Origin of the sequence: Kineococcus sp. NBC_00420 (assembly GCF_036021035.1) — a bacterium.
Lineage (GTDB): Bacteria > Actinomycetota > Actinomycetes > Actinomycetales > Kineococcaceae > Kineococcus.
On sequence record NZ_CP107930.1, the window covers coordinates 4,292,201 to 4,316,118 of the forward strand.

Annotated in this window: 24 protein-coding genes and 1 pseudogene; 14 read left to right on the top strand and 11 right to left on the bottom strand. The window is 73.4% G+C overall.

Translation table 11 applies throughout. The annotated features are described in order from the left end of the window. The first annotated feature begins 26 nt into the window (after nucleotides 1-26). Together OG218_RS21180 and OG218_RS21185 are read left to right on the top strand one after the other, a co-directional pair. The gene (locus OG218_RS21180; protein WP_328295200.1) at nucleotides 27-1,313 is read left to right on the top strand and encodes a D-arabinono-1,4-lactone oxidase; all 1,287 of its coding nucleotides are present in this window, start codon (nucleotides 27-29) and stop codon (nucleotides 1,311-1,313) included. Between the two features lie 24 nt (nucleotides 1,314-1,337). Next, nucleotides 1,338-1,721 (top strand): MmcQ/YjbR family DNA-binding protein, encoded by a 384-nt coding sequence (locus tag OG218_RS21185; RefSeq protein ID WP_328295201.1) that lies wholly within the window; start codon nucleotides 1,338-1,340, stop codon nucleotides 1,719-1,721. 23 nt (nucleotides 1,722-1,744) lie between these two features. Here the strand turns inward: OG218_RS21185 and OG218_RS21190 are convergent, their stop codons facing one another. The 3 genes and pseudogenes from OG218_RS21190 to cofC all read right to left on the bottom strand — a co-directional run bounded on the left by OG218_RS21190 (nucleotide 1,745) and on the right by cofC (nucleotide 4,321). Next, nucleotides 1,745-2,356, bottom strand: coding sequence for a suppressor of fused domain protein (locus OG218_RS21190; protein WP_328295202.1), 612 nt, complete (start codon nucleotides 2,354-2,356; stop codon nucleotides 1,745-1,747). An 8-nt stretch (nucleotides 2,357-2,364) separates the two neighbouring features. Beyond that, a pseudogene (gene cofG, locus OG218_RS21195) lies at nucleotides 2,365-3,645 on the bottom strand (7,8-didemethyl-8-hydroxy-5-deazariboflavin synthase CofG); the annotation flags it as partial. A gap of 49 nt (nucleotides 3,646-3,694) precedes the next feature. Then, the gene (cofC, locus tag OG218_RS21200) at nucleotides 3,695-4,321 is read right to left on the bottom strand and encodes a 2-phospho-L-lactate guanylyltransferase (RefSeq protein WP_328295204.1); all 627 of its coding nucleotides are present in this window, start codon (nucleotides 4,319-4,321) and stop codon (nucleotides 3,695-3,697) included. Between the two features lie 97 nt (nucleotides 4,322-4,418). Here cofC and OG218_RS21205 point away from each other — a divergent pair, with 97 nt between their 5' ends. Genes OG218_RS21205 through OG218_RS21225 form a run of 5 tightly spaced genes read left to right on the top strand, consistent with a single transcriptional unit; the run spans nucleotide 4,419 to nucleotide 9,234 of the window. After that, nucleotides 4,419-4,853, top strand: coding sequence for a molybdenum cofactor biosynthesis protein MoaE (locus OG218_RS21205; protein ID WP_380162186.1), 435 nt, complete (start codon nucleotides 4,419-4,421; stop codon nucleotides 4,851-4,853). Nucleotides 4,854-4,881: 28 nt separating this feature from the next. Beyond that, a complete protein-coding gene (locus OG218_RS21210; RefSeq protein WP_328295206.1) occupies nucleotides 4,882-5,901 on the top strand; it encodes an FO synthase in 1,020 nt (339 codons plus the stop codon). Next, nucleotides 5,898-7,331, top strand: coding sequence for a flavin-containing monooxygenase (locus OG218_RS21215; protein ID WP_328295207.1), 1,434 nt, complete (start codon nucleotides 5,898-5,900; stop codon nucleotides 7,329-7,331). The genes OG218_RS21210 and OG218_RS21215 overlap by 4 nt, the downstream gene beginning before the upstream one ends. A 32-nt stretch (nucleotides 7,332-7,363) precedes the next feature. Then, nucleotides 7,364-8,566 carry an L-talarate/galactarate dehydratase gene (locus tag OG218_RS21220; protein ID WP_328295208.1) on the top strand — a complete coding sequence of 401 codons (1,203 nt, stop codon included), beginning with the start codon at nucleotides 7,364-7,366 and terminating at the stop codon, nucleotides 8,564-8,566. Beyond that, nucleotides 8,563-9,234, top strand: a complete 672-nt coding sequence (locus tag OG218_RS21225) for a FadR/GntR family transcriptional regulator (protein ID WP_328295209.1) — start codon at nucleotides 8,563-8,565, stop codon at nucleotides 9,232-9,234. Before OG218_RS21220 ends, OG218_RS21225 begins: the two co-directional genes overlap by 4 nt. 2 nt (nucleotides 9,235-9,236) lie before the next feature. Here the strand turns inward: OG218_RS21225 and OG218_RS21230 are convergent, their stop codons facing one another. Further along, complete coding sequence (locus OG218_RS21230) at nucleotides 9,237-9,503, bottom strand: MoaD/ThiS family protein (RefSeq protein ID WP_328295210.1); 267 nt, start codon at nucleotides 9,501-9,503, stop codon at nucleotides 9,237-9,239. A 4-nt stretch (nucleotides 9,504-9,507) separates the two neighbouring features. Next, nucleotides 9,508-10,599, bottom strand: coding sequence for a GTP 3',8-cyclase MoaA (gene moaA / locus OG218_RS21235; protein WP_328295211.1), 1,092 nt, complete (start codon nucleotides 10,597-10,599; stop codon nucleotides 9,508-9,510). Between the two features lie 153 nt (nucleotides 10,600-10,752). On the opposite strand from moaA, the gene OG218_RS21240 reads away from it, so the two are divergent. Then, entirely contained in the window at nucleotides 10,753-10,905 is a 153-nt protein-coding gene (locus tag OG218_RS21240; RefSeq protein WP_328295212.1) for a hypothetical protein, read from the top strand. 53 nt (nucleotides 10,906-10,958) lie between these two features. Here OG218_RS21240 and OG218_RS21245 read toward each other — a convergent pair whose 3' ends face one another. Beyond that, entirely contained in the window at nucleotides 10,959-11,249 is a 291-nt protein-coding gene (locus OG218_RS21245) for a WXG100 family type VII secretion target (RefSeq protein WP_328295213.1), read from the bottom strand. A gap of 164 nt (nucleotides 11,250-11,413) precedes the next feature. On the opposite strand from OG218_RS21245, the gene OG218_RS21250 reads away from it, so the two are divergent. Further along, complete coding sequence (locus OG218_RS21250; RefSeq protein ID WP_328295214.1) at nucleotides 11,414-11,950, top strand: DUF4031 domain-containing protein; 537 nt, start codon at nucleotides 11,414-11,416, stop codon at nucleotides 11,948-11,950. Between the two features lie 55 nt (nucleotides 11,951-12,005). Here the strand turns inward: OG218_RS21250 and OG218_RS21255 are convergent, their stop codons facing one another. From OG218_RS21255 to OG218_RS21265, 3 genes are all read right to left on the bottom strand, one after another. Then, nucleotides 12,006-13,502 (bottom strand): S1C family serine protease, encoded by a 1,497-nt coding sequence (locus OG218_RS21255; protein WP_328295215.1) that lies wholly within the window; start codon nucleotides 13,500-13,502, stop codon nucleotides 12,006-12,008. A gap of 113 nt (nucleotides 13,503-13,615) precedes the next feature. Continuing rightward, nucleotides 13,616-15,178 carry a sensor histidine kinase gene (locus tag OG218_RS21260; protein WP_328295216.1) on the bottom strand — a complete coding sequence of 521 codons (1,563 nt, stop codon included), beginning with the start codon at nucleotides 15,176-15,178 and terminating at the stop codon, nucleotides 13,616-13,618. Next, nucleotides 15,175-15,894, bottom strand: coding sequence for a response regulator transcription factor (locus tag OG218_RS21265; protein WP_328295217.1), 720 nt, complete (start codon nucleotides 15,892-15,894; stop codon nucleotides 15,175-15,177). The genes OG218_RS21260 and OG218_RS21265 overlap by 4 nt, the downstream gene beginning before the upstream one ends. 84 nt (nucleotides 15,895-15,978) lie before the next feature. Here OG218_RS21265 and OG218_RS21270 point away from each other — a divergent pair, with 84 nt between their 5' ends. The 5 genes from OG218_RS21270 (at nucleotide 15,979) to OG218_RS21290 (ending at nucleotide 21,392) form a co-directional block, all read left to right on the top strand. Then, a complete protein-coding gene (locus OG218_RS21270; protein ID WP_328295218.1) occupies nucleotides 15,979-16,761 on the top strand; it encodes a HipA family kinase in 783 nt (260 codons plus the stop codon). After that, nucleotides 16,754-17,161 carry a DUF3037 domain-containing protein gene (locus OG218_RS21275; RefSeq protein WP_328295219.1) on the top strand — a complete coding sequence of 136 codons (408 nt, stop codon included), beginning with the start codon at nucleotides 16,754-16,756 and terminating at the stop codon, nucleotides 17,159-17,161. Before OG218_RS21270 ends, OG218_RS21275 begins: the two co-directional genes overlap by 8 nt. Before the next feature lie 17 nt (nucleotides 17,162-17,178). Next, nucleotides 17,179-19,224, top strand: a complete 2,046-nt coding sequence (locus OG218_RS21280; protein ID WP_328295220.1) for a M3 family metallopeptidase — start codon at nucleotides 17,179-17,181, stop codon at nucleotides 19,222-19,224. Nucleotides 19,225-19,273: 49 nt separating this feature from the next. Beyond that, nucleotides 19,274-20,314, top strand: a complete 1,041-nt coding sequence (locus OG218_RS21285) for an NADPH:quinone reductase (RefSeq protein ID WP_328295221.1) — start codon at nucleotides 19,274-19,276, stop codon at nucleotides 20,312-20,314. A 154-nt stretch (nucleotides 20,315-20,468) separates the two neighbouring features. Next, nucleotides 20,469-21,392, top strand: a complete 924-nt coding sequence (locus OG218_RS21290) for a glycerophosphodiester phosphodiesterase (RefSeq protein ID WP_328295222.1) — start codon at nucleotides 20,469-20,471, stop codon at nucleotides 21,390-21,392. 10 nt (nucleotides 21,393-21,402) lie between these two features. Here the strand turns inward: OG218_RS21290 and OG218_RS21295 are convergent, their stop codons facing one another. Both OG218_RS21295 and OG218_RS21300 read right to left on the bottom strand, forming a co-directional pair. Next, the gene (locus tag OG218_RS21295) at nucleotides 21,403-23,079 is read right to left on the bottom strand and encodes a DNA repair helicase XPB (protein WP_328295223.1); all 1,677 of its coding nucleotides are present in this window, start codon (nucleotides 23,077-23,079) and stop codon (nucleotides 21,403-21,405) included. Nucleotides 23,080-23,116: 37 nt separating this feature from the next. Further along, entirely contained in the window at nucleotides 23,117-23,875 is a 759-nt protein-coding gene (locus OG218_RS21300; protein WP_328295224.1) for a DUF4190 domain-containing protein, read from the bottom strand. Nucleotides 23,876-23,918 lie beyond the last annotated feature (43 nt).

Here is a 23,918-nt window from a genome sequence, read left to right on the forward strand (position 1 = left end):
GGGGTTCCATCGATTACCGTCTTCCCGTGAGCACCTCGACGACGACGTCGTCCACCACCGCCCCCGGGGTCAACTGGGCCCGCAACTACGCCTACAGCGCGGGCACCCTGCACCGCCCGACCTCCCTCGACGAGCTGCGCGCCGTGGTCGCGTCGACCGGGCGCGTGCGGGCCGTGGGGACGCGGCACTGCTTCAACGACATCGCGGACTCCCCGGGCGACATGGTCACCCTGGAGGACCTCCCGACCGAGGTCGAGGTCGACTCCGCCGCGGGCAGCGCCCGGGTCAGCGCCGCCACCAGCTACGGCGTGCTCGCCCAACGGTTGCAGGACTCCGGGGTCGCGCTGGCGACGATGGCCTCGTTGCCGCACATCAGCGTCGCCGGGGGTGTCTCCACGGCGACTCACGGCTCGGGTGACGGCACGCAGAACCTCGCCGGCGCGGTCCGCGCCGTGGAGCTGGTGACCGCGGACGGCGACGTGCGACGGGTCGAACGCGGCGACGCGGAGTTCCCCGGCAGCGTCGTGGCGCTCGGCTCGCTGGGGATCGTGACCCACCTCGAGCTCGACGTGCTCCCGACCTACGCGGTCCGCCAGGACGTCTACTCGGGACTGTCCTTCGAGGCGTTCACCGCGAACTTCGACGCGGTCACCTCCGCCGCCTACAGCGTCAGCGTCTACACGAACTGGATCGGCAGCGACACCACCCAGGTGTGGCTCAAGACCCGCGTCAGCGACAGCGCCGACGCCCCGACCGAACTCTTCGGCGCCCGCCGGGCGAGCGAACCCCTGCACCCGCTGCCCGAGGTCGACATCCGCAACGCCACCGAGCAGCTCGGGATCCCCGGCCCGTGGCACGAACGGCTGCCGCACTTCCGGTTCAGCTTCGCCCCGAGCAACGGGGAGGAACTGCAGGTCGAGTACCTCGTGGCCCGGGAGAACGCGCTAGGGGTGATCGCGGCCCTGCGCGACCTCGGCCCCTCGATCGCCCCCCTGCTGCACATGTGCGAGATCCGCACCGTCGCCGCCGACGACCTGTGGCTCTCCAGCGCCTACCAGCGCGACACCGTCGCGTTCCACTTCACCTACAAGCAGCGCCAGGCCGAGGTCATCGCGGCCGTCGCCGAGGTCGAGGCGGCCCTGGCGCCGTTCGACGTGCGCCCGCACTGGGGCAAGCTGTTCGCGGCCTCCGCAGACCGCCTCGCGAGCCTCTACCCGCGCTTCGACGACATGCGGGCCCTCGTCGCGAGCCACGACCCCGGCCGGAAGTTCGCCAACGCCTACACCGACCGCATCGGCCTGACCCACCCCTGACGCATCCCTGACCCGGAGGTACCGGTGGCGACCTACGACGACGTGCACCGCCTGGCCTCCGCCCTGCCCGAGGTGGAGGTGGGGCAGCGCTTCCGGCACCGGGCCTGGTCGGTGGCCGGGCAGGGCTTCACCTGGGAGCGGCCGTTCACCAAGGCCGACGTCAAGCGGTTCCGCGCGGATCCCGTCCCCACCGGCCCGATCCTGGCGATCGCCTGCGAGGACCTGGGGGAGAAGGAGTCCGTACTGGCGCAGGGGCGGGTGGGGTTCTTCGACATCCCCCACTTCGCCGGGTACGCCGCCTACCTCGTCGCCCTCGACGCGGTGGACGACGCGGACCTGGAGGAAGCCCTGCAGGACGCCTGGGCCGCGAAGGCACCGTCGCGGTTGCTGCCGGAGGCGGATCGGTAGCGTCGCCGGGGTGACCGCGGGCCTCAGAGCGCGACGGGGTCGCGTCCGACGTCGTAGAACGCGATCTCCGCGTCGGCGAACCGGTTCTCCAGCGCGTCCAGGCCGTGGGCCAGCAGGTACTTCCGCTCCACCTCGTGGATCGGGACGGCCTGCAACCAGTAGACGTCGGTCCCCGGCTGGAGCTCGTCGGCCTCCAGCGTCCAGCGCTGCAACCGGGGGAAGTTCCCCGGGGCGGTGAACACCAGGTGCTCGGTCCGGCCGCCGAGGAGGTCGGCGACGATGCCGGGGAACACGACCCCGGGCGAGAGCGGCCAGGGTTCGCCCATCGCCGTGAACGACGACGCGACGAGCAGCCCCGTCGCCAGGCGCGGCTCCACACCTTCGAGGACGGTCACGAGCTCGACCCGGATGTCGTTGCCGTTCACCAGGTTCGGTGAACGGTGCAGCGAGATCGTCGACACCGAGGTGAACCCCGGCGACGGGCAGTCGTGCGCGGTCAGCACGTCGAGGGACTGCGTCTCCTCGCGGTTCAGGAACTCCTCGACCTGGGGTCGGCCGTCGGGGACGAGCTGGGCCCCGACGAACCGGGCCATCGCGACCTCGGCGTCGGTGGGGGGCGGGATCTCCAACGTCACGCGGCCAACCTTCCCACGGGTCTCGCCGACTCCACGGCGAGTCCGGTCTCCGGGTCCGCGAGCGCCGCGAGGCTCGGCAGGAGTTCCGGGGAGATCCAGCGCGTCCCGCCGGCGAGGGCGTCGAGGACGAACCGCGGGTGGGCGGTGAGCCGCTCGGCGAGGCGGAAACCCGCAGCCCGGGTGGTCTCGGCGAGGTCGTCGAGCTGCGGCCAGGGGCGTTCGGGGTTCACGTGGTCGGGGGTCAGCGGGGACACCCCGCCCCAGTCGTCGACGCCGGCGGCGAGGAGTCGTTCGCGCTGGCCCGGGTCCGACAGGTTCGGCGGGGACTGCAGCGAGACGCCCGGCCCGAGCAGCAACCGGGAGACGGCGATGGTGGCGAGGTACTCGCTGTGGCCGAGGTCCTCCTCCCCGCGCATGGCGGTGTCGTCCTTGGCGCGGAAGTTCTGGACGATGACCTCCTGGATCCCGTCGAACTCCGCGATGACGTCCCTGATCGCCAGGATCGAGTCGACGCGTTCCGCGAGGGTCTCGCCGATGCCGACGAGGATCCCCGTCGTGAACGGCACCCCGGCCCGGCCGGCGTCGCGCAGGACCCGCATCCGCAGGGCCGGGTCCTTGTCGGGGGAGCCGTAGTGCACCTGCCCCGGTTCGGTCCACAACCGGCTCGACGTCGTCTCGAGCATCATCCCCATCGAGGGGGCGAGCGGCTTGGCGGCGAGCAGGGTCTCGTAGGACATGACGCCGGGGTTGAGGTGCGGAAGCAGCCCCGTCTCGTCGAGGACGCGACGGGCCAGGTGCTGGACGTAGTCGAGCGTGGAGGAGAAACCCCGCTGGGTCAGCCACGCGCGGGCCGCGGGCCAGCGGTCCTCGGGGGCGTCCCCGAGGGTGAACAGCGCCTCCTTGCAGCCCATCGCCGCACCGTCGCGGGCGATCTCCAGCACGTCGTCCTCGGAGAGGAACAGCACGGGCAGCCGACCGGGGACGGTGGCGAAGGTGCAGTAGTGGCAGCGGTCCCGGCACAACCGGGTGATGGGGACGAACACCTTGCGGGAGTAGGTGACCACCCCGGGGCGTCCGGCCCGGGCCATGGCCGCGTCGCGGACGGGCCCGGCGAGGGCGCACAGCGCCTGCAGGTCGTCACCGCGGGCGTGCAGCAGGACCTCGGCGTGTCTGGCGTCGAGTTCGCCGCGGGCGGCGAGCTCGAGGGCGTCCGTGATCTCGGCGGCCGTGGGGGCGGCGCTGACCGGCGCCGCGTGGCGGCGTCGCGGGGACGGCAGGGGGTTGCTCATGGTGCCTTTCCGGTGCTGCGGTTCAGGGCGGTGGTTCAGGGAAGTGGGTTCAGGGCAGGGGGATCGCTGCGGAGGCGAGGACGGCGGCGGTGCGGGGGCCGACCCCCAGGGCGAGGGCCTCGGCCAGGTCGTCGACGGTGTCGACGTCGCGCCGCAGCGACGGGTAGGGCGCGGTCAGCGCGCGGGCTCCGGCCGCCCGGTGGGCCCGGGCCGAGTCCGGGCCGAAGCGGTGCGGGGGCGCGCCGTCCCGGTCGGCCAGCAGGACGCTGCCCCGCCCGTCGGCGTCGGTGACCAGGGCCGGGCCGGGGAGGGCGAGCGCCTCCGCCAGGGCGGCGGCGAGGTCCTCCGGTCGCAGGGCGGGCAGGTCGCCGAGCAGGACGGCGGTGGGGCCGCGGTCCAGGCAGGCGACACCGGCCTCGATCGCGGCCCCCAACCCGGGACGACCCGCGGAGACGGTGACCGCCCCCGTCGCGCGGGCGGCGGCGGTGACGTCGGGGTCGTCGCTGACGCAGACGACCAGGCCGACCCCGGGTGTCCCGAGGCAGGCGGCGAGGCAGTCCAGCGCCATCGCCAGCGCCAGGGACCGGCGTGCGGGACCGGGCAGGGCGAGGCGGGACTTCGCCTCACCTCCGCCCTTGACGGGGACGACGACCCGCCAACCGCTCACGTGCGTCACCGAGGGAGTCTCTCCCACGGTGCCGGGTCGCGAAACACCTACCCTCGTTCTCGTGAGCACCGCATCGACTCCTGGCGCGCGGCCCGACGCGTCGCGGCTGTCCGTCCCGGCCCGTCGGGTCGTGCGGACCGCCGTCAGCACCGAGCCCCTCGACGTCGACGAGCACGCCCGCCTCGTGGGGGACCGCGCCGCCGGGGCGGTCGTCACCTTCGCCGGCGTGGTCCGCGACCACGACCACGGTGCCCCGGTGCGCGAGCTCGAGTACGTCGGGCACCCCGGCGCCGCCGACGTGCTCGCCGCGGTGGTCGCCGAGGTCGTCGCCGACAGTCCCGTCGACGCCGTCGCCGTGAGCCACCGCCTCGGTCACCTCGCCATCGGTGACGTCGCCCTCGCCGTCGCGGTCTCCGCCGCGCACCGCGGGGAGGCGTTCGCGGTGTGCGCGCGTCTCGTCGACGAGGTCAAGGACCGGTTGCCGGTCTGGAAGCACCAGCACTTCACCGACGGGACCTCCGAGTGGGTCGCCTGTCCCTGAGGCCACCGGCGGCGGTTAGCCTCCTGCGGTGCCCGTTCCCGATGTCTCGGTCCGTGCGGCGCTCACGGGAGCCGCGCGCGACCACCACGCGCTGACCGACACCGAGGCCGTGGTCCTGCTGGCCGCCGACGGCGAGGACCTCGAGGAACTCGCCGCGCTCGCCGACGCGGTCCGGCGCGATCGGCTGGGTGACGCGCTGACGTTCGTGGTGAACCGCAACCTCGACGGCACCCTCGTCGGCGCGGACCCCGGCCACGTGCGCGACCTGGTGCGGGAGGCCGCCGCGCTGGGGGCGACCGAGGTCTGCGTCCAGGGCGCGGTGCCCGCCGCCGCCGGGGCCGAGGGCTACCTGCGCCTCGTCGAGGTGGTCGCGTCCACTGCGCCCGGGATCCACCTGCACGCCTTCCGGGTCCCGGAGGTCCTCGACGCCGCGGGGCGCCGGGGTTCCAGCGTCCGCGAGTTCCTACTCGCCGCCCGCGACGCCGGGCTCGGCTCGGTGCCCGGGACGGCCGCGAAGGTCCTCGACGACGACGTGCGGACCGTGCTGAACGACGGGGTCGCGGACCTGCCGGTCGCCCGCTGGCTGGAGGTCGTCACCACCGCGCACGAGGTCGGACTGACCTCGACGAGCACGCTGGTCCACGGCGGCCCGGAGACCCCGGCCCAGCAGGTCGCCCACCTCCGGCTGCTGGCCGACACCGCCGCGCGCACCCAGGGGTTCACCGAGTTCATCGCCATGCCCTCGCCGGCCGGCCCCTCACCGCGGGCGGTCCGGGCGTTGCACGCGGTCGCGCGGTTGCTGCTCGACGGCCGCATCGACCACGTCCAGGCCGCGTGGCCCAAGCACGGCCTGGACCTCACCGAGCAGTTGCTGCGGGGCGGTGCCGACGACCTCGGCGGGTTGCTGCTGGACGGTTCGCTGGACCCCTCGGCCGGGCAGGAGCAGGGCACGACGCTCACCCGGGCGGACGCCGCGGCGCTCGCGGAGCGGCTGGGACGTCCGCTGCGGCAACGGACCACGCGCTACGGGGATCCCGTCCGTCGATGACCGACGTCCGGATCGACGTGGCGATCGTCGGGGCGGGGTTCGCCGGTCTCGGTGCCGCCCTGCAGCTGTCCCGCCGCGGCCGGGAGAGCTTCGTCGTCCTGGAACGGGGCGAGGAGGTCGGCGGGACCTGGCGCGACAACACCTACCCGGGGGTCGCCTGCGACGTCCCGTCGCACCTGTACTCCTACTCCTTCGCCCCGAAACCCGACTGGTCGCGCGTGTTCGCCCCCGGCGCCGAGATCCAGGAGTACCTGCGGGCCTGCGCCCGGGAGGTTGCCGACCACGTCCGGCTGCGGACCGAGGTCCTCCGGGCCCGGTGGGAGGAGGACCACTGGGTGCTCGCGACGAGCACCGGGACCGTGCGCGCCCGGGTCCTCGTGCTGGCGGCGGGCCGGCTCACCGAACCCCGGGTGCCCGCCGGCCTCGACGCCTTCGACGGGCCGGTCTTCCACACCGCGCGCTGGGACCACTCCCTCGACCTCGCGGGCGCCCGGGTAGGGGTCGTCGGGACGGGAGCCTCGGCGGTGCAGGTGGTGCCGCGGCTCGCCGCCGCCGCGGCGCACCTGACGGTGTTCCAGCGCAGCGCCCCCTACGTCGTGCCGCGCGGGGACCGGGCCTACAGCGCCGCGGAACTCGCGGAGTTCACGGCCGACCCGCGGGTCCCGGCGGCGGTCCGGGAGGAGACGTTCACCGACATGGAGCGTGGTCTGGCCGCCCGACGGCTGGTCCCGTCCGCGCTGGAGCCGTTGCGGCGCAGGGCGCTCGACCACCTCGCGGCGCAGGTGCCGGACGCGGCGTTGCGCGCGGCGCTGACCCCCGACTACGAGGTGGGCTGCAAGCGCGTCCTGCTCTCCGACGACTTCTACCCCGCGCTGGGTCGTGACGACGTGACCCTGGCGCCCGCCCTGGTCGGCTACGAGGGGCGCAGCGCGCTCGCCGAGGACGGGTCCCGCCACGACCTCGACGTCGTCGTGCTGGCGACGGGGTTCCACGCGACCCGTCAGCCCTACGCGCGCCGCGTGGTCGGGCGGGACGGGCTGACGCTGGACGAGGCGTGGGCGGAGGGGATGGTGTCGCACGCCTCGACCGTCGTGCACGGGTTCCCGAACCTGTTCGTCCTCGACGGCCCGAACGCGAGCCTGGGGCACAACTCGGCCCTGCACGTCATCGAGAGCCAGCTCGGCTACCTGCTGGGTGCCCTCGACCACCTCGGGACCCACGACCGCTCGCTGGAGGTCTCCCGGGCCGCGCAGCAGGCCTACACCGCCGACGTCGACGCGATGGCGGCGCGTTCGGTGTGGCTGCAGGGCGGGTGTTCGAGCTGGTACGTCGATCAGCGCAGCGGCCGGCTGACGCTGCTGTGGCCGGACACGGCGGGGGAGTTCCGGCGCCGCAACGGCACCTTCGACCCCGAACCCTTCCTGGGCTGAGCACTTGTCGGACGAGTTGATCGACTCGTAGGATGAGTGGACCGACAGCGAAGGAGCTGAGTTCCGTGACCCTCGTCGACGAACCCGCACCCCGGGTCCAGGCGCACTACGTCCCCGACCGCGTCCGCCACGTGAAGCTCTCGACGGCGACCCTGCCGCTCCCGACGCCCATCAGCGACGCCAAGGTCCTCACCGGCCGGCAGAAGCCGATGACCGAGATCGTGTTCCTCTTCGCCGAGATCAGCACCGACCAGGGCTTCTCGGGGACGGGGTTCAGCTACTCCAAGCGCGCCGGCGGGCCGGCGCAGTACGCCCACGCTCGCGAGGTCGCCGCCGACCTGCTCGGCGAGGACCCCAACGACATCGCCAGGGTCTACACGAAGCTCCTCTGGTCCGGAGCCTCCGTCGGGCGCAGCGGCGTCGCGACGCAGGCCATCGCGGCGCTGGACATCGCCCTCTACGACCTCAAGGCGAAACGCGCCGGACTGCCGCTGGCGAAGCTGCTCGGCGCCCACCGCGACTCCGTCCGCGCCTACAACACCTCCGGTGGGTTCCTGCACGCCCCGCTGGCGCAGGTGCAGGCCCGCGCCGACGAGTCGCTCGCGGCCGGGATCGGCGGCATCAAGATCAAGGTCGGCCAGCCCGACCAGCGCGAGGACCTGCGCCGGGTCGCCGCCGTGCGCGAGCACCTCGGGGCCGACGTCCCGCTCATGGTCGACGCCAACCAGCAGTGGGACCGGCCCGCCGCGCTGCGGATGGGGCGCGCGCTGGAGGAGTTCGACCTGGTCTGGATCGAGGAACCCCTCGACGCCTACGACGCCGTCGGTCACGCCGACCTCGCCCGCGCGCTGGACACCCCGATCGCGACGGGGGAGATGCTCTCCAGCGTGGGTGAGCACATCGCCCTCATCGAGCACGGCGCCGCCGACGTCATCCAGCCCGACGCCCCCCGCATCGGCGGCATCACCCCGTTCCTGCGCCTCGCCGCGCTCGCCGACCAGGCGGGGCTGCAGCTCGCGCCGCACTTCGCGATGGAGATCCACCTGCACCTCGCGGCGACCTACCCGCGGGAGCCGTGGGTGGAGCACTTCGAGTGGCTGAACCCGCTCTTCGAGGAACGGCTCGAGACCGTCGACGGGCGCATGATCGTCCCGGACCGTCCGGGGCTGGGATTCACCCTCACCGACCAGGCCCGGGCGTGGACGACCGACTCCGTGGAGTTCGGCGTCTCGTGACCACCCGCACCACCACCCGCACCCAGGCCCTCGTCGACGTCCTGCGCGCCCGGATCATCGACGGCGACCTCGCCCCGGGACGGCCCGTCCCCTCCGAGAGCGAGCTCGTCGGGGAGTTCTCGGTGTCGCGCACGGTGGTGCGCGAGGCGATGTCGCGGTTGCAGGCCGCCGGCCTGGTCGAGACCCAGCAGGGACGCGGGTCGTTCGTGCTGGCCCGGCCGAGCGGGCGGACGTTCGCGCCCGAGATCGGTGGCTCCCGGGCCGACCGCGTCCAGCTGCTGGAGTTCCGCCTCGGGGTGGAGACCGAGGCGGCCGCCCTGGCTGCCACCCGGCGCAGCGAGGAGCAGCTCGCCGTCGTGCGCCGCGCGGCGAGGTCGTTCGCCGCCGCCCAGGACCGGGCGGCGGACGCCGTCGGCGCGGACTTCCACTTCCACAGCGCGATCGCCGTCGCGTCCGGGAACCGGTACCTGGCCGACCTGGTGGGCACGTTGGGCGAGCCGATGATCGCGATGCCCAGCGCCCGCCTGGCCGGTGAACCGGGATCGCTGGAGCAGGTGGTGTCCGAGCACGAGGCGGTGCTGAGCGGGCTTGAACGCGGCGACGCCGAGACCGCTCGGGCGGCGATGCGGGTGCACCTGGCCGGCTCGATCGCCCGGCTCGGCCGCTGAGCTCAGCCCCCGGCGAAGGGGGGCAGGACGTCGAGGGTGACGTCGTCGGCGAGGGCGTCCTCCGGGCGGGCCGAGACGGCCTCGACCAGGAAGCTGGAGGCGGCCAGCACCCGGGCCAGTTCGGGGCCGCGGAGCGCGAGGGTCTCGACGAGGGAGCCGACCGTGGCCCCGACCGGGACGAGCACCTTCTCCTCCTCCACCCCCGCGGCCGCGGCCGCACCGGCGAAGAAGCGCACCAGCACCGAGACCTCGTCCACCTCCTCAGCCACCGACTCAGCCACCGATCGCACTCATCGGCCGGGTGGGGTGCAGGAAGGCCGGGTCGTCGATGTCGTGGCCGGGGAGCTTGCCCCACATCGCCGCCCGCCACGTCGCGGCCAGGCTCGCGTCGTCCGCACCGGAGCGCATCGCGTCGCGCAGGTCCGTCTCCGTGCTGGAGAACAGGCAGGTCCGCACCTGGCCGTCGGCGGTCAGCCGTGTCCGGTCGCAGTCCCCGCAGAACGGCCGGGTGACCGAGGCGATGATCCCGACGTCGCCCAGCAGGCCGTCGGCCCCGACGACGTCCCAGGTCTCGGCCGGTGCCGCACCCCGCGCGCTGTCCGGACGGGGCAGCAGGGTGAACTCCGCCTGCAGGGCGGCCAGGATCTCCTCAGCTGTGATCATGTCCTCGCGGCGCCAGGTGCCGTGCGGGTCGAGCGGCATCTGCTCGATGAACCGCAGTCGGTAGCCGCCCTCCAGGGCCCAGCGGAGCAGGTCGGCGGCCTCGTCGTCGTTGGTCCCGCGCAGCAGCACGGCGTTCACCTTGACGGGGGCCAGGCCGGCGGCGGCGGCCGCGCTGATGCCGGCCAGGACGTCGGCGAGGCGGTCGCGCCGGGTGATCTCGGCGAAGCGGTCGGGACGCAGGGTGTCCAGGGAGACGTTCACCCGGGTCAGTCCCGCCTCGGCCAGGGCCGTGGCCCGCCGGTGCAGACCGATGCCGTTGGTGGTCAGCGACGTGCGGACGGGCTCCCCGGTGTCGGTGCGCAGCGCGGTGGTCGCGGCCACGATCCGCTCCAGACCCTTGCGCAGCAACGGTTCCCCGCCGGTGAAGCGCACCTCGTGGACGCCCAGGTCGCGCACCGCGACCTGGATCAACCGGATGGTCTCCTCGTCGTCCAGTACCCGGCTGCGTTCGAGCCACGGCAGGCCCTCGGGAGGCATGCAGTAGTGGCAGCGCAGGTTGCAGCGGTCGGTGAGGGAGACCCGGAGGTCGCGCGCCGTCCGGCCGTGCTGGTCGACCAGGGCCCCCGTCGCGAAGCGCGGGGCGTCGGCGTCCGTGCTCGGGCTGCGCCGCAGACGGGGCACACCGAGATCGACAGGGGTCACCCACCAAGGGTAAGGCGGGGCGCGCGGGCGGACCCGTTCCCGGGGGGAGGTGATCGATCGTGTGGGACAGGTCACTACGTGTGAAGTTCCGGTGTGGCTTGCCGATCCTCTACTGACCGGTAAAGTGAACGGAAGATGAACAGGAGGTGGCACATGAACAACACTCAGACCAAGGCCACGTTGACCACGGGTGCTACGCCCACCGCGCACTGGATCGAGGTCCGCGACGCGTCGGGCCGTCGGCACCTGGAGATGCGCTGGAGCGTCCCCGGAGCGCAGATGACGCCGCTCTCGCACGCCGCCTGATCGAGGCGCACCACCGGTAGGCCCCGCGCACCGAGCGCGGGGCCTCCGCTGCGTCAGGCCGTGAACATCCGGGCGTTGGCCGACTCCACGTCGGCGTACTGCTGCGCGGCCCGCGCCAGCGCCTGCTGGATCTCCTCCAGCGTGGTCCGCACCTGGTCCTGGGTGAGACGCCACCGCTGCGTCAGGGCCTGGAAGCTCGACGCCGCACTGCCCTTCCAGCACGACTCCAGATCCAGCAGGTGCCGCATCATGCCCTCGACCTCGGTGGCGACGTTGCCCGAGGAGACGGCGACGGCGGCGCTCGCCTGCTGGACGCGTGCACTGTCGACCTCGAACCGGCTCATGGGATCCTCCTCCCCGCGGGACACGCCCGCGGACTCGTGAACGACCGGACGACCCGGCGCACGAGGAACGTAGGTCGCCACCGGGGGAGCACCGCCGCGTTGTCCACAGATCCGCGCCTGGTCCAGCAGTGGTCGCACCCTGTGCACGCACGGACGGCCCGCGCGTGACCGTCCTCGTCGACACCGCGCGCTTCCCCGGCCACGGCCGGTGGTGGGCCCACCTCGCCAGCGACACCTCCACCGAGGAGCTGCACGCGTTCGCCGCCCGCCTCGGGATCCCCCGCCGAGCCTTCGAGGGCGACCACTACGACGTCCCCGAGGAGCGCGTCGAGGAGGCCGTCGCCGCCGGCGCCACCCGGGTCAGCACCCGGGAGCTGCTGCGCCGCCTGCAGTCCGCCGGCCTGCGCACCCCGAAGCGGCGGGGCGAGAAGGTCCTCGCCAGCGGGGTGGAGGACGGGGTGCGCGTGGACGTCGTCCGCGCCGACGTCGTCCCGCTCCCGCACGGCACCCACTACCTCGTCACGGGCCCGGACCTGGTGGAGGTCGCGCAGCTCACCGGCCGCGTGCGGGGCTTCCGCCGCCGCTGGAGCCGGACGCAGGCCGGAACCGTCGTCGTCCACGACGGGGTCTGCGTCGGGGAGGGCGTCCTCGCCGTCCCGGCGGAGCGCTGGTGGTCGCCGTTGGTCGCACCCGACGCCTGACGCGAGCAGGCCCCGCCCCCGGGTGTCCGGGAGCGGGGCCGTCAGGCGTTCGGGATCAGTTCTCGGCGCGCGCCGTCAGCGTCGCGGTGAGCTTCTGCTCGGCGCCGTTGCGCACCACGGTCAGCTCGACGGAGCTGCCCACGGCCTTGCCGCGGATCGTCGCGGTGAGGGACTCGAAGCCGTCGACCGTCTGTCCGTCGACCGCGGTGATGACGTCACCCTTCTGCACGCCCGCGGATGCGGCGGGGGCGCCGCTGGTCACGTCGGCCACCTCCGCACCCTCGCGGGTCACGTCGCCGACGGTGACCGTGGCGGGGTTCTCGGAGAGGCTGACCCCCAGCCAGGCGTGCTGCGCCGTCCCGGACTTCACGAGCTGGTCGGCGATCATCTTGACCTCGTTGGAGGGGATGGCGAAGCCCAGGCCGATGCTGCCGGACTGCGTCGCGCTCGAGCTCGAGCTCAACGAGGCGATCGAGGAGTTGATCCCGATGACCTTGCCGGAGGAGTCCAGCAGCGCCCCGCCGGAGTTGCCCGGGTTGATCGCGGCGTCGGTCTGGATGGCGTTGGTGGCCGCGGTCTCACCGGTCGTCTGCTGCTGCTGCTGCTGACCGAAGGGGTTCTGCGACTGGCTCTCGTCCTCGGCCTGGGTGAGCACCGGGCGGTCCAGGGCCGAGACGATGCCCGTCGTCGCGCTGCCCGACAGGCCCAGCGGGTTGCCCAGCGCCATCACGGCCTGGCCGGCGACGACGTCGTCGGAGTCGGCGAACGTCGCGGCCTTGAGGTCGCTCGGCGGGTCGCTCAGCTGGATGACGGCGAGGTCGGTCGCCGTGTCGGTGCCCTTGATGGTCGCCTTGTACTCGCGGCCGTCGGAGAGGGTGACGGTGATCGTCGCCCCCGTGCCCAGACCCGACACGACGTGGTTGTTGGTGACGATGTAGCCGGAGGCGTCGTAGACGATGCCGGACCCCTCGGCCGTGCCCGCCGAACCCTCGACGGTGACGGCCACGACGCTCGGCGCGACCGCGCTCACGACGGCCTGCCAGTTCACGGTCGTCTCGCTGACGCCCTGGATCTGGGCGGAGCTGGACGAGGAGCTGGACGCGCCCGACCCGGAGGCGGAGGTGTCCTGGCCGAAGGCGCCGACCGCGGCCGCGGTCAGCAGGCTCGCGGCGACGGCACCGGCCAGCGCGGCCCCGGCCACCCCGAACCAGCCCGGGGAACGACGCGGGCCGCGCCCGCCACCGCCCCCGCCCCGGCCGTGGTCGTCACCGCCGTTGCCGTTGGGCGGGGTCGGGCCGCCGGGGGTCGTCCACGGGTCGCGCTGCCCGTACTGGTGGCCGGACTGCTCACCCTGGGAGGGCTGGCCGTAGCCGGCCTGGTTCCAGTCCCACTGCTGGGGCTGGGTGGGGGAGTTCTCCCCCCAGCCGCGGTTCTCGTCGCTGCCGCGGGCCTGGGTGGTGACGACAGTGCCGGGGAAGGCTCCGCCGGTCGCCACGCCGGACGGGGCGTGACCGTTGCCGTCGGGGGTCTGGCGTTCGTCGGAGCCGTTCATCCTGATTCACCTCTGCGAGTCGGGCGTCTGCTGGTCGTTCCGGGCGCGGGGTCCGCGCTCGCACCTCTAGTAACGGACACCGGGCTGCAGGTGAACCCGGAGTCAGCTGGAACCTAGCTGTGAATGATCGGGGACGGAGGGTCGTCCTCGACCGGTTCCTCGGACGGGACGGTGCTGGTGGGGCGGTCGGCGCGGAACCGTACCCGGAAAGTCGCTCCACCACCCTCCGTGGGCGCGACGGCCACCGTCCCGCCGTGGACCTCCACGATCGTCGAGACGATCGCCAGGCCCAACCCGGACCCGCCACCCGTCCCGCGACGCCGCGAGGAGTCGACCCGGTAGAAGCGCTCGAAGACCCGGTCCGCCTGCTCCGGGGTCAGCCCCTGCCCGTGGTCGCGCACCTCCACCACCGACTCCGGACCCGACGGGCCCATCAGCCGGCCCACGGCGACCTCGACCGGCGTCCCGGCGGGGGTGTGGTGCAGGGCGTTACCCAGCAGGTTCGTCAGGACCTGGCGCATCCCGGACTCGTCGGCCAGCACGATCGCAGAGTTCGGGCCCACGCCGTCCTCGAGCCCCACCAGACGCACCGAACGGTCCGACGTCAGCCCCCGGGCGTCGTGCACGGCGTCGGAGGCGACCACTGCGAGGTCGACGGGTTCCCGGGTCGCGCTCCGGCGCCGCTGCGCCTCGTCGAGCCGGGCCAGGCGCAGCAGGTCCTCCACGAGGTGACCGAGTCGCGTCGACTCGCCCTCGATGCGTTCCATCACGTGGGCGACGTCGTCGGGTTCGCGCACCGCGCCCTGCCGGTACAGCTCGGCGAAACCACGGATGGCGGCCAGGGGCGTGCGGAGTTCGTGGCTGGCGTCGGCGACGAAGCGCCGCATCTGGTCCTCGGAGCGTTGCTGGGAGCGGAAGAGCGCCTCGATCTGGGTCAGCATGGTGTTCAAGGCCGTCGACAACCGGCCGATCTCGGTGCCGGGTGGAGCTTCCGGGACACGCTGCGACAGATCGCCGCCGGCGATGGCGGACGCCGTGCGCTCGATGTCGTCGAGGGGGCGGAAACTGCGCCGGATCGCCAGGGCGGCTGCGAAACCCCCGAGCACCAGGACTGCGACGCCAACGGCGAGGGCGGCGACGCGGAAGTCGGCCAGGGTGCGGTTGGCCCCGGACAACGGCAGCGCGACGGCGATGTTCACCCGGTCCCCCGAAGCCGAGGTCCCCGGGAAGAGCAGCACCCGCCACGGGTCACCGTCACCGTCGTCGGCGATGGTGAACGCTTTGCCGTCCATCGATCCCAGGTAGGCCGTGGTCAGGACCGGTAGGTCCGGTCGAGGGCAGTCCTGGTTCGGGGGACAGGTCTCGACCGGGTGGGAGCCGTCCGCCTCCGCCACCTGAACGTAGTAGTCGGAGAGCAGCAACTGCTGCGCGGCGGACTGGTTGAACACCGGGAACGCGCTCCTGATGGCCGCCACACCCTTGACGCGGAGTTGCTCGTCCACCTGGTTGCGCAGGTTGTTCTGCAGGAGCTGCAAGGACACCAGGCTCGTCACGGTCATCGCCATCAACAACAGCAGCACCACGATGACGAGCAGGCGCACCCGCAACGGCAGGTGCGCCTCGGCCGCCAGGACCCTGCCCCTCGCGGACCGCACCCGGTCCGCGGGCGACCTCATCCCACCGTCTGCGCGACGCGCAGGACGTACCCGACGCCCCGCTTGGTGTGGATCAGCGGTTCCAGACCCTCGGTGTCCAGCTTGCGGCGCAGGTAGGAGATGTAGCTCTCCACGATCCCCGCCTCGCCGTTGAAGTCGTAGTCCCACACGTGGTCGAGGATCTGCGCCTTGGAGAGCACCCGGTTCGGGTTGAGCATGAGGTAGCGCAGCAGCTTGAACTCGGTGGGGGAGAGCTCCACCTCGCGTCCGCCGCGACGGACCTCGTGGGAGTCCTCCTCGAGTTCCAGGTCGTGGAAGACCAGGCGCCCCGTGTCGGCGCCCTCGACCCCGCCGGTGCGGCGCAGCACGGCCCGGATCCGGGCCACGACCTCCTCCAGGCTGAAGGGCTTCGTCACGTAGTCGTCGCCGCCGACGGTGAGCCCCGCCACCTTGTCGGCGGTGTCGTCCCGGGCGGTGAGGAACAGCACCGGGACGAGGCGTCCCCGTTCGCGCAGCTTGCGCGTCACGGTGAAGCCGTCGACGTCGGGCAGCATGACGTCGAGCACGACGAGGTCCGGGCGGAAGTCCTCGGCCAGCTTCAGCGCCTCGGCACCGTCACCTGCCGAGGCGACCTCGAAGCCGGCGAAGCGGAGGCTGGTGGCCAGCAGCTCGCGGATGCTCGGCTCGTCGTCGACCACCAGCAGGCGGGCCTCCGGGGCGGAACTCGTAGATCTCACGGTCACGATTCTGCGCCCGAACCCTGGGAGGGACCTGGGGACTCGCCCGGAGCCTCGTGCGCGTCGGGGTGCGAAGATCTGTGGGTGCTGAGGAAGGTGACCGCGACGCGCTACGTCGCGCCGTTGCGGGAGGGCGGGAGCCTCCCCGGGCTCTGCGAGGCCGACGACCTGGGGACCTACGTCGTGAAGTTCCACGGCGCGGGGCAGGGCCGGCGGGTGCTGGTGGCGGAGGTCCTCGCCGCGCACCTCGCCGGTGCGCTCGGCCTGGCCGTCCCCGAACTCGTCGTCGCCGCCGTCGACCCGGTCATCGGGCGGGGTGAGCCCGACGAGGAGGTCCAGGACCTGCTGCTGCGTTCCCCGGGCGAGAACCTGGGGATGGACTTCCTGCCCGGTGCGCTCTCCTTCGACCCCGCGGTGGACCCCGTCGACCCCGGCTGGGCCGCGCGCGTCCTGTGGTTCGACGCCTTCGTCCTCAACGTGGACCGTTCCTGGCGCAACCCGAACTCGTTGTGGTGGGGGGCCAGGCCCTGGCTCATCGACCACGGTGCGTCCCTCTACTTCCACCACGACTGGCCGCGCGCCGCCGCGAGCACCGACCGGCCGCTGCGCCACGCCGAGGACCACCTGCTGCTGCGCGCCGCGGCGGCGGTGACCGACGTCGCCGGGCGCTGCGCCGCCGCGTTGTCCCCGGACGTCCTGCGCGCCGCCGTCGACGAGGTCCCCGACGGCTGGCTCGAGGACGAACCCGGTTTCGACTCCGTCGAGGACCTGCGCGGCGCCTACCTCGACTGGTTCACCGCCCGCCTCGCCGGCCCCACCTGGGTCTCGGAACTGGCCCGGGTCCAGGCGGAGGTGCCCCGTGGCTGAGCTGGAGGTCCCCGCACTGGAGGTCTACGAGTACGCCGTCGTCCGCGTCGTGCCCCGCGTCGAGCGGGCCGAGTTCGTCAACGCCGGCGTCGTGCTGTGGTGCCGCGCCCTGGAACACCTGCAGGCCCGCACCGCCTTCGACGTGGACCGGGCCCGGGCGCTGGCCCCGGACCTCGACGTCGAGGCCGTCACCCGCCACCTCGGTGCGCTCGAGGCCGTCTGCGCCGGGGACCCCCGCGGCGGGGCCCCCACGACCGAGGCGAAGGGCGCCCGGTTCCGCTGGCTCGTCGCGCCCCGCTCGACCGTGCTGCAGACCTCGCCCGTGCACTGCGGCCTGACCCGCGACCCCGCCGCCGAGCTCGACCGCCTCGTGACGTCCCTGGTGGCGCCGCGGGGGTGATCGGGGAGGATCGGGGCATGGCCCTCGATCCGCAGAACCCGTTCGCCGCCCCCAGCGACCTGCCGTTCGCGGTGCCACCCTTCGACCGGATCCGCGTCGAGCACTACGCCCCGGCCTTCGAGGCCGGGATGGCCGAGCACCTCGGCGAGGTCGACGCGCTGCTCGCCGCCGACCTGGGCCCGACGCAGTTCCTCGACGCGCTGGAGTCGGCCGGGCAGTTGCTGGGCCGCGTCGAGGCGGTGTTCTTCAACCTCGTCGGGACCGACGCCGACGACGCGCTGCGGGCGGTGCAGGAGGAGTTCTCGCCGCGGCTCTCCGCCCACCACGACGCCGTCCGCCTCGACCCGCGTCTCGTCGCCCGCGTGCGTGCGATGCACGAGGACACCTCCCTCGACCTCGACGGGGAGCCGCGCCGGTTGCTGGAGAAGCTGCACCGCGACGCCGCCCGCTCCGGGGCGCTGCTCGAGGAGGCCGACGCCGCCCGGTTGCGGGAGCTCAACGAGGAACTGTCCCGGCTCACCACGCGGTTCGACGTCGAACTGCTCGCCGACACCAACGCCCTCGCCGTCCACCTCACCGACGCCGACGCGCTCGACGGGCTGGCCCCGAGCGAACTGGCCCGCGCCGCGAGCGCGGCGGGGGAGCGGGGCGGTTACCTCGTGCCGCTCGTCCTCCCGACCGGTCAGCCCGTGCTGGAGTCCCTGCGCCGCAGGGAGACCCGCCGACTCGTCCACGAGGCCTCGGTGCAGCGCGGTGGCCGCGGCGGTGCGCACGACACCCGGGCGGTCCTGCTGCGCATCGCGGCGGTGCGCGCCGAACGGGCCGCCCTGCTCGGCTACCCCGACCACGCCTCCTGGGTCGTCGCGGACGAGACCGCGGGCGATGTCGAGGCCGCCGTCGGGATGCTGCGCCGCCTCGCCCCCGCCGCCGTCGTGAACGCCCGCCGGGAGGAGGCGGAACTCACCGACCTGCTGCTCGCCGACGGCGAGGCGGGGCCGTTGCAGCCCTGGGACTGGGCCTACTACGCGGAACGGTTGCGGCGCGAGCGCTTCGCCGTCGACGCCGAGGCGTTGCGGCCGTGGTTCGACCTCGAACGGGTCCTCGTCGACGGGGTGTTCGCCACGGCCACGGCGCTCTACGGGCTGACCTTCACCGAACGCGCCGACGTCCCGGTGTTCTCCCCCGACGTGCGGGCCTTCGAGGTCTCCGACGAGACCGGCCCGCTGGGCCTGTACCTGTTCGACCCCTACGCGCGGCCGTCGAAGCGCGGTGGGGCGTGGATGAGTTCCTTCGTCGAGCAGTCCCGGTTGCTGGGGCAGCGCCCCGTCGTCGTGAACTGCCTCAACGTGGCGAAACCCGCCCCGGGCGACCCGGCGCTGCTGAGCGTCGACGAGGTCGAGACCCTCTTCCACGAGTTCGGGCACACCCTGCACGGGTTGCTCTCCGACGTGCACTTCCCGCGGTTCTCCGGGACCAGCGTCCCCCGCGACTTCGTGGAGTTCCCGTCCCAGGTCAACGAGTTCTGGGGTTTCGAACCCGACGTCATCGCCCGCTACGCCCGCCACGTCGAGACCGGCGAACCCCTCCCGGAGGGAGCGGTGGACGGTCTGCGGGCCGCTCGCGGCTACGGCCAGGGGTTCGGGACCACCGAGTACCTCGCCGCCTCGTTGCTGGACCAGGCCTGGCACCGCGTCGCCCCCGGCACCCTGGACGACGCGACCCCCGACGACGTCGGCGCGTTCGAGGCCCGAGCGCTGCAGGACGCCGGCGTCGCCCTCGACACCGTCCCGCCGCGCTACCGCAGCACCTACTTCCACCACGTCTTCGGCGGCGGGTACGCCGCGGCCTACTACTCCTACGTGTGGAGCGAGGTCCTCGACGCAGACACGGTGGAGTGGTTCGCGGAGAACGGCGGGCTGCGCCGGGAGAACGGCGAGCACTTCCGGGCGACCGTCCTGTCCCGCGGCGGCAGCGTCGACCCGCTGCAGGCCTACCGGGAGTTCCGCGGCCGCGACGCCGACCTCGCCCCGCTGCTGCGACGGCGGGGCCTGGAACAGGCCTGAGCGGAACCCTGAGCGGAACAGTGAGCGGCCGGGCGGGGTTCGCCTCGAGGTGAAGTCCATCGTGTACTCCGAGACCGGTCCCGCCTCCGTCCTGCGCCTGGAGGAGCGCCCCGTCCCCGAGCCCGGCGCCGGCGAGGTCCGGGTGCGTGTCGTGGTGTCCGGGGTCAACCCCACCGACTGGAAGTCCCGGCGCGGCGGCGGCGACGGCCAGCCCCTCGCCTTCGCCGAGACCACCCCGAACCAGGACGGTGCCGGGGTCGTCGACGCCGTCGGCCCGGGCGTGACCGGCTTCGCCGTGGGCGACCGGGTGTGGACGTGCATGGCCGCGCACGGCCGCCCCACGGGCACCGCGCAGGAGTTCACAGTGCTGCCCGCCGAGCGGGTGGCCCCGCTGCCCGAGGGGGTCTCCTTCGACGTGGGCGCGTCGCTGGGGGTGCCGGCCGTCACCGCGCACCGGGCCCTGACCGTGGCCGAGGACGGCCCACGACGGCTGGCTCCCGGAGCGCTCGACGGGCGGGTCGTGCTCGTCTCCGGCGGCGCCGGGGCCGTCGGGCACGCGGCGATCCAGCTCGCCCGCTGGGCCGGGGCCACGGTGATCACCACCGTCAGCGGACCCGAGAAGGCGCGACTGGCCACCGCCGCCGGCGCCCACCACGTCGTCAACTACCGCGAGGGGGATCCCGCCGTGGAGATCCGGGCGATCGCCCCCGACGGGGTCGACCTCGTCGTCGAGGTCGCCCTCGCGCCGAACCTCGAGCTGGACCAGGCCGTCGTCCGTCCGCGAGCCTCGATCGCCGGCTACGCGAACAACGGCGGCGACGACGTCCGTGTCGACATCCGCGCGAACATGGTCCTCAACACCCGGCTGCAGTTCATCCTCATGTACACGATGGGCGCGCAGGCGCTGGCCGCCGCGGCGGAGGACGTCACCGCCGCCCTGCGCGACGGCGCGCTGCCGGTGGGGGAGGAGCACGGTCTGCCCCTGCTGCGCTTCCCGCTGGCGCAGACGGCCGCCGCCCACGAGGCGGTCGAGGGCGACGCCGTCGGGAAGGTCCTCATCGACGTCGCCAGCCAGAGTTCCGACGTCTGAGACTGAGGTCCCGAGGGAGGTGCCTCACCCGTTCCTGCGGACGGGTGAGGTGGCCCCAGCGCGGCTTCAGGTCCCCCACGGGCGTGCCGAAGGCTCCTCGAACACGCGCCGGGCAACCCCTCGGTGCTCGCTCCCAGCAGGGCGGAGACCCCTGGTGACCCTCGACAGCCGCTTCCCGGTCGACGCCCCCTCGCCGGCCCTGCCCCTCGTGATCGCCCACCGCGGGTACTCCGCCGTGGCGCCGGAGAACACCCTCGCCGCGTTCGAGGCCGCTCTGCGGTGCGGTGCCCACATGGTCGAGACCGACCTGCACCCCGCGGCCGACGGCACGGCCGTCCTCATCCACGACGACGACGTCGACGCCACCACCGGGGGCAGCGGCCGGGTGTCCGACCTCGGCCCCGCCGAGCTGGCCCGACTCGACGCCGGTTCCTGGTTCTCCACCGCCTACCGCGGCCAGCGCGTCCCCCTGCTGGCGGACCTGCTGAACCTGCTCGCCGAGCACCCCGGCGCCCAGCTGCTGCTGGAGCTGAAGGGCGTCTGGGGCCGTGCGGAGGTCGAGGGAGTGCTGCGGGACGTGCGCCGCAGCGGCGCCCTCGAGCAGGTCGTGCTGCAGAGCTTCGAGGTGGGCACGCTGACGACCGTGCAGCAGGTGGCGCCGCAGGTGCGCCGGGCGATCCTGCTCGACGACCTCGACGCCGACGCCCTCGCCCAGGGGCGCGCCCTGCGCCGCGACCTCGGTGTGATCGCCTGCAACCCGTCCGTGACCTGCCTGGCCGCCCGGCCCGCCGCGGTAGCCGAACTGCACGCCGCCGGCCTCGCGGTGTGGCCGTGGACCGTGAACGAGGCGGCGCTCTGGCGGGTGCTGGTCGAGGCCGGGGTCGACGGCGTCATCACCAACCGCCCGGACGGGCTCCTGGGCTGGCTCGAGGCGCGGCAGGACGCCCGCCCCGAGCCCGCGGACCTGCTGCTCGCCGCTCTGGCCCAGCGCGGGCGAGCGGTCCCGGCCCTCGTCCCGCGCCCGGCGGCGGACCCGGTGGCCCCGGTCGCACCCGCCCCGCGCCTGGCTCCGCTCTAGCCGCGCCGCCTCAGTTCCCGGGCAGGACCCCGTCGGCGTCGGGGACGCCACCGTCGATGTCGTCGGCGTCCACGATCCGGTACGCGTACCCCTGCTCGGCCAGGAAGCGCTGCCGGTGGGCGGCGTAGTCCTGGTCCTTGGTGTCGCGAGAGACGACGGTGTAGAACCGCGCCGAGCCGTGGTCACCCTTGGGCCGCAGCACCCGGCCGAGGCGCTGGGCCTCCTCCTGGCGCGACCCGAACGAGCCCGACACCTGGATCGCGACCTTGGCCTCCGGCAGGTCGATCGAGAAGTTCGCGACCTTGCTGACGACGAGCGTCGTGATCTCGCCGTGGCGGAACGCCTCGAAGAGGCGCTGACGTTCCTTGACCGTCGTCTCGCCCTTGATCACCGGTGCGTCGAGGCGCATCCCGAGGTCGTCGAGCTGGTCGATGTACTGACCGATGACCAGCGTCGGCTCGCCCTTGTGCTGCGCGACGAGCTTCTCCACCACCCGGGACTTCGACGCGGAGGTCGAGCACAACCGGTACTTCTCGTCGTCCTCGGCGGTGGCGTAGGCCAGGCGTTCGGAGTCGGGGAGGGTGACGCGCACCTCGACGCAGTCGGCGGGCGCGATGTAGCCCTGCGCCTCGATGTCCTTCCACGGGGCGTCGTAGCGCTTGGGACCGATGAGGGAGAACACGTCGCCCTCGCGGCCGTCCTCGCGCACCAGCGTCGCCGTCAGCCCGAGGCGGCGACGGGCCTGCAGGTCGGCGGTCATCCGGAAGATCGGCGCCGGCAGCAGGTGGACCTCGTCGTAGAGGATGAGTCCCCAGTCGCGGGCGTCGAAGAGCTCCAGGTGCGGGTAGACACCCTTCCGCTTCGTCGTGACGACCTGGTACGTCGCGATCGTCACCGGACGGATCTCCTTGCGGGCCCCGGAGTACTCGCCGATCTCGTCCTCGGTCAGCGAGGTGCGCTTGAGCAGCTCGTCGCGCCACTGCCGGGCCGAGACGGTGTTGGTCACGAGGATCAGCGTCGTCGCGCGGGCCTTGGCCATCGCCGCCGCGCCCACGAGGGTCTTGCCGGCGCCGCAGGGCAGCACGACCACCCCGGACCCGCCGTGCCAGAAGTTGTCCACCGCGTCGGCCTGGTAGGGCCGCAGGGTCCAGCCGTCCTCGGCCAGGTCGATCGCGTGCGCCTCACCGTCGACGTAGCCGGCGAGGTCCTCGGCCGGCCAGCCCAGCTTCAGCAGCACCTGCTTGAGGTTCCCGCGTTCGCTCGGGTGCACCAGGACGGTGTCCGGGGCGATGCGGGTCCCCAGCAGCGGCGAGGCCTTCTTGCTGCGCAGGATCTCCTCGAGCACCGGGGCGTCGAGGGAGCGCAGGACGAGGCCGTGCTCCTCGTCCTTCACCAGCTGCAGCCGGCCGTAGCGGGCCATCGTCTCGGCCACGTCGACCAGCAACGCGTGCGGGACGGAGTAGCGGGAGAACTCCAGCAGGGTGTCGACGACCTGTTCGGCGTCGTGGCCCGCGGCGCGGGCGTTCCACAGCCCCAACGGCGTCAACCGGTAGGTGTGGACGTGCTCGGGGGCACGTTCAAGCTCGGCGAAGGGGGCGATCGCCGCCCGGCACGCACTCGCGCGCGGGTGGTCGACCTCGAGCAGCAGGGTCTTGTCGCTCTGGACGATGAGGGGTCCGTCGGTCACCTGGTGCTCAACTCCGCAATCGGTCGGGAACTTCCGGTCAGTGGGTGGACAGGACGCTCACGGAGTTCGGGTCGAACGTGGAACTGTCGTCGAAGCCGCCGTTCGCACCGATGATCCCGAACAGCACGATGAGACCGATGATCAGCAGGACCGTCAGACCGATGTTGACCCAGGCGCAGATCTTGCCCGCGAAGAGGAAGCCCAGGCCGCGCTTGGCGCCGTTGGCCTCCATGATCTCGCGGCGTGCGCCGGGGGTGAGGGCCAGCGCCACGATGGCCGCGATCCAGCCGAGGCCGGTGAACATCAGCACGAGCCCGCCGACCGACGTCCACAGGACGGCGTGCGCCATGCCCGCGACGGGCACCTGCTGCGGGGTGCCGTAGCTGCCGTACTGGTTCGGGTACTGCTGGTTCGGGTAGGGCTGGTTCGGGTGCTGCTGCTGGCCCGGGTAGCTCGAGGGGTACGGCTGGTTCTGCCCGTAGCCCGTGGGCTGGTCGTTCTGCTGCCCGTAGGAGGAGGACTGCTGGGACCAGGGTGAGGACTGCTGACCCGACTGACCCGACTCCCCGTAGGGGCTGCTCGGCTGCCCGTAGCGCGGGAGGCTCTCCGTCGGCGGCGCGGTGGGGTGGGCCTGCGTCGGGGCGTCCGGGGCCGGCGGCGTCGACCGGTACGGATCGTGCGCGTCCTCGGCGGAGGACGGGGCGGCGCCCGCCCGGTAGGGGTCCTGCGCCGGGGGCTCCTGGTCGGGCTTCTCCCACCAGGAACGCTGTCCGTCGCCCTGACCGCTGTCGCTCATGCTGGTTCGCGCTCCCGTGAGGTGTCCTCGATCTGGTCGTCGT

Excerpts from the sequence above, each read along its gene's own strand:
- OG218_RS21215 (WP_328295207.1), top strand. The coding sequence starts at position 5,898 with ATGACCGACGTCCGGATCGACGTGGCGATCGTCGGGGCGGGGTTCGCC.
- OG218_RS21220 (WP_328295208.1), top strand. The coding sequence starts at position 7,364 with ATGAGTGGACCGACAGCGAAGGAGCTGAGTTCCGTGACCCTCGTCGAC.
- OG218_RS21240 (WP_328295212.1), top strand. The coding sequence starts at position 10,753 with ATGAACAACACTCAGACCAAGGCCACGTTGACCACGGGTGCTACGCCC.
- OG218_RS21245 (WP_328295213.1), bottom strand. The coding sequence starts at position 11,249 with ATGAGCCGGTTCGAGGTCGACAGTGCACGCGTCCAGCAGGCGAGCGCC.
- OG218_RS21255 (WP_328295215.1), bottom strand. The coding sequence starts at position 13,502 with ATGAACGGCTCCGACGAACGCCAGACCCCCGACGGCAACGGTCACGCC.
- OG218_RS21260 (WP_328295216.1), bottom strand. The coding sequence starts at position 15,178 with ATGAGGTCGCCCGCGGACCGGGTGCGGTCCGCGAGGGGCAGGGTCCTG.
- OG218_RS21280 (WP_328295220.1), top strand. The coding sequence starts at position 17,179 with ATGGCCCTCGATCCGCAGAACCCGTTCGCCGCCCCCAGCGACCTGCCG.
- OG218_RS21300 (WP_328295224.1), bottom strand. The coding sequence starts at position 23,875 with ATGAGCGACAGCGGTCAGGGCGACGGACAGCGTTCCTGGTGGGAGAAG.